15 protein-coding genes are annotated in these 12,456 nt (G+C 39.8%); 6 read left to right on the plus strand and 9 right to left on the minus strand.

Going from position 1 to position 12,456, the window contains the following annotated elements; all coding sequences use genetic code 11:
• Positions 1 to 73: 73 nt before the first annotated feature.
• From HUS61_RS00765 to ttcA, 6 genes are all read left to right on the plus strand, one after another.
• Complete coding sequence (locus HUS61_RS00765) at positions 74 to 892, plus strand: glucosaminidase domain-containing protein (protein ID WP_175081810.1); 819 nt, start codon at positions 74 to 76, stop codon at positions 890 to 892.
• Positions 885 to 1,553 carry a DUF2987 domain-containing protein gene (locus HUS61_RS00770; RefSeq protein ID WP_175081811.1) on the plus strand — a complete coding sequence of 223 codons (669 nt, stop codon included), beginning with the start codon at positions 885 to 887 and terminating at the stop codon, positions 1,551 to 1,553. The genes HUS61_RS00765 and HUS61_RS00770 overlap by 8 nt, the downstream gene beginning before the upstream one ends.
• A gap of 496 nt (positions 1,554 to 2,049) precedes the next feature.
• Positions 2,050 to 2,943 (plus strand): polyphosphate kinase 2, encoded by an 894-nt coding sequence (gene ppk2, locus HUS61_RS00775; RefSeq protein ID WP_082665603.1) that lies wholly within the window; start codon positions 2,050 to 2,052, stop codon positions 2,941 to 2,943.
• A gap of 11 nt (positions 2,944 to 2,954) precedes the next feature.
• Positions 2,955 to 3,269 carry a hypothetical protein gene (locus tag HUS61_RS00780; RefSeq protein WP_175078211.1) on the plus strand — a complete coding sequence of 105 codons (315 nt, stop codon included), beginning with the start codon at positions 2,955 to 2,957 and terminating at the stop codon, positions 3,267 to 3,269.
• Positions 3,270 to 3,387: 118 nt separating this feature from the next.
• On the plus strand, positions 3,388 to 3,807 hold the full coding sequence (locus tag HUS61_RS00785) for a hypothetical protein (RefSeq protein ID WP_055021044.1): 420 nt from the start codon (positions 3,388 to 3,390) through the stop codon (positions 3,805 to 3,807).
• 226 nt (positions 3,808 to 4,033) lie between these two features.
• Complete coding sequence (gene ttcA, locus HUS61_RS00790; RefSeq protein ID WP_175081812.1) at positions 4,034 to 4,927, plus strand: tRNA 2-thiocytidine(32) synthetase TtcA; 894 nt, start codon at positions 4,034 to 4,036, stop codon at positions 4,925 to 4,927.
• 48 nt (positions 4,928 to 4,975) lie between these two features.
• On the opposite strand, the gene uspE is transcribed toward ttcA, so the two are convergent.
• The 9 genes from uspE to ccoO all read right to left on the minus strand — a co-directional run bounded on the left by uspE (position 4,976) and on the right by ccoO (position 12,456).
• Positions 4,976 to 5,899 carry a universal stress protein UspE gene (gene uspE, locus HUS61_RS00795; RefSeq protein ID WP_175081813.1) on the minus strand — a complete coding sequence of 308 codons (924 nt, stop codon included), beginning with the start codon at positions 5,897 to 5,899 and terminating at the stop codon, positions 4,976 to 4,978.
• 102 nt (positions 5,900 to 6,001) lie between these two features.
• Positions 6,002 to 6,736 (minus strand): FNR family transcription factor, encoded by a 735-nt coding sequence (locus HUS61_RS00800; RefSeq protein WP_054553050.1) that lies wholly within the window; start codon positions 6,734 to 6,736, stop codon positions 6,002 to 6,004.
• A gap of 38 nt (positions 6,737 to 6,774) precedes the next feature.
• Positions 6,775 to 7,446, minus strand: coding sequence for a sulfite exporter TauE/SafE family protein (locus HUS61_RS00805; RefSeq protein ID WP_175081814.1), 672 nt, complete (start codon positions 7,444 to 7,446; stop codon positions 6,775 to 6,777).
• On the minus strand, positions 7,439 to 7,606 hold the full coding sequence (ccoS, locus tag HUS61_RS00810) for a cbb3-type cytochrome oxidase assembly protein CcoS (protein WP_054553052.1): 168 nt from the start codon (positions 7,604 to 7,606) through the stop codon (positions 7,439 to 7,441). The genes HUS61_RS00805 and ccoS overlap by 8 nt, the downstream gene beginning before the upstream one ends.
• Positions 7,603 to 9,978, minus strand: a complete 2,376-nt coding sequence (locus tag HUS61_RS00815) for a heavy metal translocating P-type ATPase (protein WP_175081815.1) — start codon at positions 9,976 to 9,978, stop codon at positions 7,603 to 7,605. Before HUS61_RS00815 ends, ccoS begins: the two co-directional genes overlap by 4 nt.
• Positions 9,979 to 9,987: 9 nt before the next feature.
• Positions 9,988 to 10,479: a FixH family protein gene (locus HUS61_RS00820; protein WP_054561329.1), complete on the minus strand. Its 492-nt coding sequence runs from the start codon at positions 10,477 to 10,479 to the stop codon at positions 9,988 to 9,990.
• A 149-nt stretch (positions 10,480 to 10,628) separates the two neighbouring features.
• Complete coding sequence (gene ccoP, locus HUS61_RS00825; protein ID WP_054561330.1) at positions 10,629 to 11,594, minus strand: cytochrome-c oxidase, cbb3-type subunit III; 966 nt, start codon at positions 11,592 to 11,594, stop codon at positions 10,629 to 10,631.
• On the minus strand, positions 11,591 to 11,776 hold the full coding sequence (locus tag HUS61_RS00830; protein ID WP_054561331.1) for a cbb3-type cytochrome c oxidase subunit 3: 186 nt from the start codon (positions 11,774 to 11,776) through the stop codon (positions 11,591 to 11,593). Before HUS61_RS00830 ends, ccoP begins: the two co-directional genes overlap by 4 nt.
• 5 nt (positions 11,777 to 11,781) lie before the next feature.
• Positions 11,782 to 12,456 carry a cytochrome-c oxidase, cbb3-type subunit II gene (ccoO, locus tag HUS61_RS00835; protein WP_054561332.1) on the minus strand — a complete coding sequence of 225 codons (675 nt, stop codon included), beginning with the start codon at positions 12,454 to 12,456 and terminating at the stop codon, positions 11,782 to 11,784.

Here is a 12,456-nt window from a genome sequence, read left to right on the forward strand (position 1 = left end):
GGTTTTGGTATACTTCGCCTTTGTGTGTGCGTGAAGTTACCGCACATGAGTAGTAGTTTATATGAGAGAATACATGCTTAATTACGTTTTTCGAGCTTTACTTGCTGCTTTTTTTGCATGGGCGTTGTTATCGCCATTTGTAGATAAAGAAGTAGTACAAAGTGGGTCTGAACAATCGCAGACAACGCCAAAAGGGACCCAGCGCGTAATCAAAAAAGAAAAGCCATTACATAATGTGAAACTGCCAGATTTTGCAGCTTTTACTGATGTGAAAGAAAAGAAACATGCATTTTTTGATTTTATTCGCCCTCATGTTGAGGCCGAAAATAAAAAGATTCTACAGCAGCGTGCGACTTTAGAAATCGCGCGCATGATGCTGGAGTACAATGAGCCACTAAGTAGCAAACAGCAATCAGATATTAAAAAAATACTGAATAGCTACAAGTTGCCTACCACCATAGATACTTTATCGCTTACCCAGGCACTTCGTCGTGTTGATATTATTCCTAAAGAGCTTGCGCTTATGCAAGCAGCTAATGAATCAGCATGGGGTACGTCACGCTTTGCACGTATTGGCTTAAACTTTTTCGGCCAGTGGTGTTATAAAAAAGGCTGTGGCATGGTTCCTCGTCGCCGTGCCAACGAAGCAGCTCACGAAGTGGCTGCATTTCAATCGGTACGTGCTGCTGTAAACTCTTATTTTAAAAATATTAATACCCATGCGGCGTATAAAGATTTAAGATCAATTCGTGCTGATTTACGTCGCCAGCAAAAGCCAATTGATGCAACTAAGCTAACGCAAGGTTTGCTGTCTTATTCTGAACGACGTGAAGCGTACATTGAAGAATTGAATAAAATGATAAATCAAAACAGAGCTTACTTTGATGAATAAACTCCTTCCATGGTTAAAAGCAGCAACCATCGCGGTTGCGCAAGGTGCAGTTGCTTCAAAGGCCGCTGCAACAGAATTTGTTGTTGCCTATGATGGCTTTTACGATCGCTTAAAAGTTGTTAATAAAGGCGAGTTTCAATACGCTCAAGTTAACTTTTATTTGTCTGATATTGCTAGCAACGAAGTATGCACAATTAAATCAGGTAAAATAATTACAGAAAAACAAGAGTTTGACCTAACTTATACAGATAAGGCTCAACTACTTTTACCATTCGATAAGCAGCTTGATACAGATAAAGCCGTAATAGTTGTTCAACCAGAAAACCCAAAACATGAATGCCAGTTAAAGTTACAAATTGAAGCAACGGATCTGGCTGATTTTGAACTCAGTAAAGCGAACTTATATACGTTAAATGAAGAATTTGACGAGCTTTTATCTGATTTGTCAGGCTTTTTTGTTAGCAAATTAATGTGGTTTTTACTGCCTGAACAACAAGGTGTTGTTCTTAAATTTAATGGCCAAGATGCTATTTCGGCAAATGACGTTAGCTGTAAAGAGCAGCGTTGTTCAATAAAAGTAACAGACGACTGGCAAGACGATAACACAGTGCTTAGCAGTCATGCTGAGCTTATCAGTGCCACACCGTGGATTGTTAAATAGCGACCATATATTGGTAAAAGCGTTTAAACATCGACAAAAGGGACCTTATTAGGTCCTTTTTTCCTTGTGAAGCAGATAGTTCTTATGTCTCTTTTTTTAAAGAGTTGCCTCGGTATTTTGGTTTAGCATCAAAATCTGAAATTCATCGTAAGCAGTGCAGTTACTTTGACTGTTTATTTTATCTACATTATTCCCTTTAACTCATATCTTTTCTAACTATTTGTATTGCTGTGCATTTAAGAATTAGCGTGTTTTTAGATCTGAAAACAGTATGAAAATATGCGTTTTTACTGATTGTTTCTTGCTATAGATAAAAGGTTTAATTTTATTTTAGCACCCTTATTTTTACTTAATCATTAAGTGCTAACCTTCTATTTTTAAATGATTTTTCAAGAATTGAAAATATAGATTTAGATCAAATTACTTAGCAATAACTGGCTTAAAGTAAAACTATAAAGATCTCAATATAGGTAGTTATAGTTTAAAAGGAGTCGTTATGCAGACAGTCAATGTCGAACCTGTATCAGTTAAACAACAGAAATTAGCAGAAGCCAATGCGAAGCAGGATGTGGTTTTTGATCTAAATGTTAAAAACCCAAGCTTAAAGTGGAATGCTGACGGTAAATACCCATATAAACGCAAAATGGACGTAGTTGAATACGAGCGCCATAAACACGAACTGCAAATCGAGCTTTTAAAAATGCAAGGCTGGGTAAAAGAGACCAACCAGCAAATTGTGATTTTATTTGAAGGTCGAGATGCGGCGGGTAAAGGTGGCACTATTAAGCGCTTTATGGAGCATTTAAACCCTCGTGGGGCGCACGTAGTGGCTTTAGAAAAACCATCTGCAAGAGAGCGTGATCAATGGTACTTTCAGCGTTACATTAACCACCTGCCAACAAAGGGTGAAATTATATTATTTGACCGTTCTTGGTATAACCGAGCCGGTGTTGAGAAGGTAATGGGGTTTTGTGATGATCACGAATATTTAGAGTTTATGCGTCAAACACCTCAACTTGAACGTATGTTGGTGAATAGCGGTATTAAGCTATTTAAATATTGGTTTTCGGTCAGCAGAGAAGAGCAATTTAGACGCTTTAAATCGCGCCAAAATGACCCGCTCAAACAATGGAAGCTAAGCCCAGTTGATATGGCATCTTTGGCTAAATGGCATGATTATAGTGATGCCAAAGATGCCATGATGTTTCATACCCATACTAAGGATGCACCTTGGACACAAATTCGATCTGACGATAAAAAGCGCGGGCGAATCAACTGCATGCGTCATTTCTTAAGCTGTTTGGATTACCCAGAAAAAGATCACGAAATTGTGAATCGTCTAGACCCGCTTATTGTCACCGAACCAACCCGCATGTCTGCACGTCAGTAAAGGAGAATACTATGCAAAATTCACAGTCAGTATTTGAGAAGCGTCTTGCTAAGCTCGAAAAAATTCTCGAAAAGAGTAAAAAAGAAGTGGCTAGAACCACTGAACTTGCAAAAGATGCAGCACTTAAAGCACAAGCAGCTGTAGAGTGCGCTAGTGAAGCAGAGAACCTAGCCGAAAATGCTAAAAAGCGCTTGAAAGCAGCTAAAAAGCAATTAAAAGAGGCCAAAGTGTTAAAAATAGCGCAGAAAAATGCGTCGAAAAAGTCGGCAATAAAACGTGCTAAACGAATGGCAAAGAATAAAAAAGCTAAAACTAAAAGCGCTTAAAGTTAACAAAGGGCACAGGGCTCATGTGCCCTTTGTTTTTTATTAAGCGTATGGCTGGACATTTTTACGATTCTCGATATGCTAAACCTTACTTTTTCAGGGACTTAAAAGCATCTTAATGAAAACTTCAGCGCCTATTTTTGTTATTTTACTGCTATGTTCAGCTTGTAGCAGTCATTCACCTATCAACCAAGAAATGCAAACTAAGTTGCAAGGCTCATGGCAGTCTACAAATAGCCCAGTTTGTGAAGCTAATTTTCATACCATAACGTTTAAAAATAAAACATTAGAAATCTCTTATGATGAGCAGGGCTATATTTCTGCGTCTGAAGCGAGAAAAACCTTCGTTTATAATATTCTCTCAGCAGAGAAAAATTTAATCCGTGTGCAGCTTGAAAATGAAACTCGCTTAGATAAAAAGGGCAAGCCTGTGGTTTGGCATCTAAAACCTCTTAGAAATGATAAATACTGTTGGGGCAGAGATGATTGGCCTGACCTTGCTTGTACAGCTTCTCGTTACAAATGCACAGTAAAATAAATCAGCAGTTAGTTTACAGAGGTCAGAAAATTAGAGCTTTCAGCCTATAAATTCATAAACTTTTGAGTCTATTCCCAAAGCGCTGTGCTTTACGTGGTATCTCTACGAGTGAAGCGCTTTAATTATCCCATGCTAATCATTTCAACTGGCTCAAAAAGTCCGTATAATCCACGCCGAACTTTTTACTATGAAACATGGCTTACAAAAGCCTGTATGAGCAGAGCAAATGAATCAAACTGATACTAGAAAAGAAACTCTTGAATTTAATAAACTTCAAAAGCGTCTAAGAAGGCATGTTGGTAACGCAATTACTGATTACAACATGATCGAAGACGGTGATGTTGTTATGGCATGTATCAGTGGTGGTAAAGATTCTTTTGCAATGCTAGATATTTTGCTTAATTTACAAAAAGCAGCGCCGATTAAATTTGAAGTAATTGCAGTAAACCTTGATCAGAAGCAACCTGGTTTTCCTGAGCACATTTTGCCTGATTACTTTGAAACGCTAAATACTCCGTATTACATCGTTGATAAAGATACTTACTCAGTAGTAAAAGAAAAAGTACCAGAGGGCAAAACAACCTGTGGTCTTTGTTCACGACTTCGTCGCGGCACACTTTATTCATTTGCAGAAAAAATTGGTGCAACCAAACTAGCACTTGGTCATCACATGGATGATATCGTAGAGACGATGTTCTTAAACATGTTCCATGGTTCACGACTAAAAGCGATGCCACCAAAATTACGCTCTGATGATGAGCGTAACGTGGTAATCCGTCCGTTGTCATATTGCCGTGAAAAAGATTTAATTAAATACGCTGAGCACAAAGACTTCCCAATTATTCCTTGTAATTTATGTGGCTCACAAGAAAACCTGCAGCGTCAATCAATCAAAGCCATGTTGACAGAGTGGGATAAGAAAACTCCAGGTCGTGTTGAGAGTATCTTTAAGTCTTTACAAAATGTTAGCCCAAGCCAGCTTGCAGACAGAAACTTATTTGATTTTGAAAATTTACCACTTGATAGAGAAGGCAATCGTGAAAGCTATGACTTTAGCGAGGCGGTGGTCTCATCAACAAACATTGATGAATCATTATTTATTGATGTAACAAATATATAAAAAGAAAAAAGCCCCAAACTGGGGCTTTTTTAATGCATATTTAAATGGTTACTTAGCAAGTGGGCTTACATAGCCATCTGGTTTTAGTGCTAATACATCGCAGTCAAGGCTATCAATAACATGCTCTGCTGTGTTACCGACAAGCGCTGCACTTAAGCCAGTACGCCCAACTGTACCAATCACTACTAATTCGCTGTTGAGGCGTGAAGCCACATCAGGAATAACATCTTCTGGTAAGCCTTCTTCAATGTGGCAATGAGCTTTATCAATATCAAACCCTTCAGCTAATGTAAGCGTTGATTCAAAGTGATGTTTTTTAACTGATTCGTTATAAACACCTGGGTTGAATTCAGGGATTTCAATAGCGATATTAACTGGAGTTGCTGGGTAGGCATTCACAAGGTTAAGCGTTGCGTTGGCCAAATCACAAATGAAACGAGCGTCATTGATAATACGCTTATTAAGTTCAAGGTGTTGTTCATTCTCACTCACTGCGTTCACAGCAGCTAAAATATTGCCTTTTGCCGGCCATTCTTTCTCTTTAACAAGTAAAACTGGAGCAGGGCACTTACGAATGAGGTGCCAGTCAGTTGGCGTGAAAATAACAGACTTAAGTGTATCGTGTTGATGAGTGCCTTTGACAACAAGGTCAAAACCATCGTTGATCACGGTATTGATAATGGCTTCGTAAGGGCGGTTATGCCAAACCACACAGCTATCAATGGTAAGCTCTGGGTAAAGGGCAATTTGTTCATTTAACCATTCTTGGCGGTCTTTTATTACGGCTTCGCGCATTGCTTCACGCTCATCAGCAGAAAGCATTGTGGTCATTTCATAAGAGAAGTCGTAGATACTGAGGAAAGCGGTAATGGTCGCGCCAGATTTTTTGGCTAGATCAATTGAGCGGCTTAAACTATGCTGCTGCTCTTTGGTTGGGTCTATAACTGCTAAAATTCGTTTAATTGCGTCCATTTGCTGCTCCTTAACTGTTCCGCAAAAAGTAGTACTTTGAGTGTAACCTAAATTTAGAACAGTTAAAGGGGCAAACCATATAAAGTTGCGTTAAATCAAACTCTATTTACATTTAATCGCTGCTGTTGCTGCAAGCGCTTGCTGGTCCAAAATGGTGATAAATTTACCTTCAACCTTAATAAAACCAGCTTTTTGGAAGCGGCTTAAAAGGCGGCTAATTGTTTCAACAGTAAGGCCTAAATAATTACCGATTTCACCACGTGTCATGGTTAAACGGAATTCTTTACGTGAGAAACCTCGTTCACCAAAACGCTCTGCAAGATTATAAATAAAACTGGCTAGACGCTCTTCAGCTGACTTCTTATTGAGTAACAATAACATTTCTTGGTCATAGTTAATTTCATTACTCATTAAACGCATAATTTGTTGGCGTAGCTTAGGTAGTTTACCCGCTAATTCGTCTAGAGTATCGAATGGAATTTCACATACCATTGAAGTTTCAAGGGCTTGTGAGAAGCTTTGATGAGCCATTTTGTTAATAGCATCGAAACCAACCAAATCACCAGCTAGATGAAAACCAGTAATTTGTTCATCACCTTGTTCTGACAAAGTATAAGACTTAAACGAGCCAGAGCGTACCGCATAAATGGCATTTAAGCTTTCGCCAGACTCAAATAAATAATCACCTTTATGCAGTGGTTTCTTACGTTCGATGATTTCATCGAGACGATCCATTTCTTGACCGTTTAATGAAAATGGCAAACATAGCTGGCTGATACTGCAATTATTACAGCTAATTGTGCATAAGCCTTTTGACTTGTTTTGTGAGAAGTCCATACATCAAATCCATTCAAATAAGTTAACAACCCGTAAGATTAATGAATTAGCTTATCGGTTGCTATAATTAATAAGTATATACCGTACCATATTATTACGCTTCCTAGAATAACCCTAGTCCAAACATGGTTGAAAATAATGTTTATTTTCTGGCTGACGAGTCCTACGCTTATCATCGCAGGAAAGGTGCCCAACGCGAAAAATAACATCACACCTGCACCATGTGATGCTGATGGGCTAGTCAGTGCCCAGGTTAGCGCTGAATAAACCAATCCACAGGGCAACCAGCCCCACAAAGCGCCATAGAGTAAGGCCTTTGGGGTAGTATCGACCGGTAATAAATAACGATTAAGTTTAGCTAAATGCTGCCATACTAGGGTTTTGCCAAGTTTTTCTAGCCACTGTAGAGTTGCCGCTAAACGCATAATGTAAACCCCAACAAGGAGCATAAAAATACCACTCAAAAACGACAACGCTATCGATATAGAAGTATTTTGCGCTGCAAAGCGACTACTAATGCCTGCGACAAGAGCACCGGCAAGCATGTAACTTAGTGTGCGGCCTAGGTTATAAGCAACCGAAAAGCTCACTGCACGGTTTTTGTTGGCGGCAAGTTGTAAACTACTGGCAATGCCACCACACATTGCTAGGCAATGACCACTACCTAACAAGCCCATTATAAATGCACTAATAAACAGCGGATCAATCATTACTTTTGTTGTGCTGCTCTTTATCGTCTTCGAACAGGATACTGTGGCCCTGTTTGTTTAAATCAGAAAATTGTTCGCTTTTTACAGCCCAAAAGAATACCCCAATGGCAATTAGCACAAATAAAATGGCAATTGGGATAAGCATGTAGATGATACTCATAGTTTTAATAACCTTAATGAGTTGGTAATGACCAAAATGGAGCTTGCAGACATACCAATTACAGCCATCCAAGGAGCAACAAGCCCAAGGGCTGCCAATGGTAAAATCGAACCATTGTAAATAAGTGATAATGCCAAGTTTTGCTTAACAATACGGCGTGTCTTTTTCGAGACAGTAAGCAAATGTTCTATGGCCGTTAGATCACTATTGAGTAATACCACATCGGCACTATTTTTGGAAATATCAGCGCCGGTTTCCATCGCAATAGATAAATGGGCACTGGCAAATACTGGGCTGTCATTCACGCCATCACCCACCATAGCAACAATAGCACCTTTACTTGCAAGTGCTTCGACATGGGTTTGTTTGTCGCGAGGGCTACATGCAGCATGCACAGTATCTAAATTGAGCTGTTTTGCAATTCGCTCACCACTGTTAGAGGCATCGCCCGTTAACATATGGCACTTAATTTGTTGCGAATGAAGTGTAGTAATCAATTTTTCTGCGTTATTACGTAGGCTGTCGGCTAAGTAAAAACGCGCAATGACTTGTTTATCGATATATAAGGTTGCTTGAGCATCTGCTTTTTCGGTATCAAACCAACCGCTTTTACCTATCGCAAGGTGCTGATCATTTAGTAAAGCGGTAATGCCTTTACCCGGTTCGATAGTCACATTTTCAATAGGGTTCACTGTGTCGTTGAAACCAGCGAATGCATTAGCAATAGGGTGCTCAGAGAAACTTTCAAGTTGCGCTGCTAAGCGTAATGCATCAGCTTCACTGTATTGGGTGTTAACTAGTTCAACGCGTTCAATGGTAAAACGACCTTGCGTTAAAGTACCTGTTTTATCAAACGCGATATCTGTTAATTGTGGTAGCGTTTCTAACACATGGGCTTGTTTAATTAAAACTCCACGCTTCGTAAGGCTGGCTACAGCGCACGTGAGAGCGGTTGGAATTGCTAAGCTAAGCGCACAAGGGCAGGTTGCAACAAGTACAGAAATAGTAACCCAAAAGGCATGCTCGGGGTCTATTTGATACCAACCAATTGCTGTTATTGAGGCAAACACTAATAAACAGGCAACAAACCACTGCGCTACTTTATCTGTTATCTCAACTAATCGCGGGCGCTTGGTTAACGCTGTGTGTTGTAACTTAATAATTTGATTAAGCAGGGTATTTTGACCGATTTTGTTGATCTCAATACTGATCACACCATCATGGTTAATCGTTCCTGCGTAAACTTGATGGCTGACAAACTTGTTAACTGGCTGGTGTTCACCCGTCATCATGGCTTCATCAACGGTTGTTTGACCTTTTGTAACAATACCATCAGCAGGAATTGTCTCGCCTGCTTTGATTAATACAACATCACCCAGTTTTAGTTTTTTGGCTGCAATTATCGATTCTTGGTTATTATCATCAATAATACGAGCTGTAAGCGGCAGTAACTTTTGCAAGTTAGCGGTAAATTCACTGGCTTTTAAACGAGCTCTAAATTCTAAATATTTACCTAATAATAATAAGAAGGTAAACATACAGATAGATTCAAAATAAACTTCGCCAACCGACATTAATGTGGCATAACAGCTTGCCCCATAAGCACCAAAAATAGCTAATGAGACGGGTAAGTCCATATTCAGCTGTTTGGCTTTTAAACCATTAATGGCATTGGTTAAGAATGGCAAGGCACTGTAAAGAATAACTGGAGAAGCAAGTACTAAGCTTATCCATCGAAAATACTGCTCGAAGTTCTCTTCCATGCCAGAGAACATGCCAAAATACATAGCAAAAGCAAACATCATTACTTGCATGGTCATCAGACCGGCAACCCCTAAACGGCGAATGTAGGCTTTTGCGGCTTGTTGTTTTTGGCTCGCTTCAAGGTCTGCCTGAAACGGATAGGCTTTATAGCCGATTTCATGTAATGAGGTAATAATTTGGCTAAGCGGTGTAACCGATTTATCCCACTGGATCATGGCACGGTTGGTCGAAGTATTTACATCAACACGTTTGATTGCTTTTAAGTTAAGTAGTTGTTTTTCGATTAACCAAGCACAGGCAGCACAGGTGATGCCTTCAACCGTTAATAGCACTTCAGATAAATCATTAGTGGCTGAAATAAACTCGTCTTGAATATCTTCGTTATCGTAACTTTTAATCAACTCGAGTTGCTCTGGAACAAGTTGTTCAACTTTACCAGAGCGTACAGTTCTAAATTTATAGTAATCGGTCATGCCTTGGGCGACGATATTCTCAGCAACCGTTTGGCAACCAATACAACACATAGGTTGTGCCTTACCGTCTATTTCGACAGTCGCATTAAAGCCTTTTGGCACACTTTCAAGACAATGAAAGCAATTATCGGACATTAGAGTTTACTACTTATATTCAGGGCTAATCGAAATCGTTTTATCAGTTGGTAGAATTACATCTTCTTTAAGTTTCCAACTGTTATCGATTGGTTCAATAAACACTGTGTATGCACCGTCAACATGGGTGTCGAGTAGGGCAGTAAAATCGCCATGGGCGTTTTTCATTAGGCTTACATCAAAGTCATTGGCTTTAATGGTGCGATGATAAAATGACATTTTTAAAGAGTGAACATTGCTTGCGTCACCCTTGGTGAAAGTGAAAGTTACTTTGTCGCCTGCAACATTTAAATCGCCATGTAAATAAAGTGCTTTTGCTTTATTAAATTTGCTGAGTTCAAGGTTAATTGCTTTGCCTTTTTTATAGTAATCATCAACAACCATATCTGGGCCGTTGCCAATCGCCATATAAATAAGACCAGCACAGCCGATGATGGCTGCAAGAGGAAAAGAGATTAAAAACCATGGCCAAAAGTTTTTATACCAAGGAGTGGGTTTCATAGTACTTATACCTTTAAAAACGTTGTACGCATTTTATCGGATTTAAAAGCAAAAGACTAAAAAAAAGCCTCCAGATGGAGGCTTTTTTGATCTTAATTAATCTATTGAATTAAAAGATTAATTGTTTATACATTTTATTAACCGCGTGGTTATTTATCTTGCGATAAGCTGTAAACGTACGCTGTTAATAAGTGAACTTTATCTTCACCTAAAATGTCTTTCCATGCTGGCATTACACCTGCGCGGCCATTGATTAGTGTTTCTTCAACAGCACGTTTAGAACCACCGTATAACCAGATGTTATCTGTTAGGTTAGGTGCACCAAATGGTAAGTTGTGTGCAACTGAACCTTTACCGTCAGCACCGTGACACGCAGCACACATTGCAAACTTAGCAGCACCTGCAGCAGCGTCTTTTTGGTTAACAGTACGGCCTGAAAGGCTAAGTACGTGAGCAGTCATTTCTTTAATGCCTTGCTCGCCAAGTGCATCACCCCAAGGTGGCATCGCAGCAACACGACCGTAAAGAAGTGTTTCTTTGATCTTGTCTGGGGTACCGCCATATAACCAATCGTTATCCGTTAGGTTAGGGAAGCCTTGACCACCACGTGCATCTGAACCATGACATTGTGCACAGTTTTGTGAGAATAAACGTTGACCAATCTCAAGCGCTTTTTCATCTTTAACTAGTGTTTCAATATCTTGTTTTGCGAATGACTCAAAGATTGGGCCAAAACGCTCATCAGCAGCGATAAATTCTTGGTCTAATTGAACGTTCTCACCGTTAGCTAATGCTTGTTCAGTCGCTTCTTTAGACTCAGCTAAAGAAGTAATACCTTGGTTAGAACTTGTCCATTTACCTAAACCTTCCCAGTTACCTAAACCTGGGTAGGCAGCAAGGTAGTATACAGACCAAATGAATGTCGCGAAGAACATGTAAGTCCACCATTTTGGTAGTGGGTTGTTTAGTTCTTCAATGCCGTCAAACTCGTGACCACAGCTTTCGCCTTCTTTAACACCTGTGTAGTTTTTTAAGTTCCACAGAAGTAGGCCGAAGATGATAGCAAGACACGCTAGGGTTAATACGATAACCCATATACTCCAAAAGCTAGTCATTTCTCAGACTCCTTTTCCTCGTTAGAGATTGTGTTGTTGTGTTTTTTTTCATCTTCAAATATGGCATTAGCAGCGTTATCAAATCGGCTTTTGCTACGCTTGCTGTATGCCCATACAACAATCACAATAAACAGTACTAAAATTACCAGAGTCAAAATGCCTCTGTATGTTCCGTAATCCATAATAATTACTTCAAGTGTGTGCCAAGCTGTTGTAAGTAAGCGATTAGAGCTTGCATTTCAGTTGCGCCTTCACCATTGTTCATGGCTTCGATTTTCGCAATGTCAGCTTTTAGCTCTTCGTCACTTCCGTAACCTTTACCGTCGTAACGGTCGCTTGCTTTGTCGATTCCGAAGCTATCACGGAATACTTGAAGCTTTTTAAGTGTATGGGTCGTATCGACTCTGTTTTCGTCTAACCAAGGAAACGCTGGCATGTTTGACTCAGGAACCACAGCACGTGGGTCCATTAAGTGAGCATGGTGCCAATCGTCTGAGTAACGCTCACCAACACGAGCTAGGTCAGGACCAGTACGCTTAGAACCCCATTGGAATGGGTGATCCCATACTGACTCACCAGCTACAGAGTAGTGACCGTAACGCTCAACCTCGTCACGGAAAGGACGAATCATTTGTGAGTGACAGTTGTAACAACCTTCACGCACGTAGATATCACGGCCTTCCATTTCTAACGCTGTAAGAGGGCGTAAGCCATCAACAGGTTTAGTCGTATCGTCTTGGAACATTAGTGGAGTAATCTCAACCAACGCACCAAAGCTGATTGCAAAGACAGTCAAGATAGCCATTAGGCCAACGTTCTTTTCGACTATTTCGTGTTTGTTTTGTGAATTATTATTGCTCAT

It is taken from the genome of Pseudoalteromonas sp. 0802 (assembly GCF_013350085.1).
Classification (GTDB): domain Bacteria; phylum Pseudomonadota; class Gammaproteobacteria; order Enterobacterales; family Alteromonadaceae; genus Pseudoalteromonas.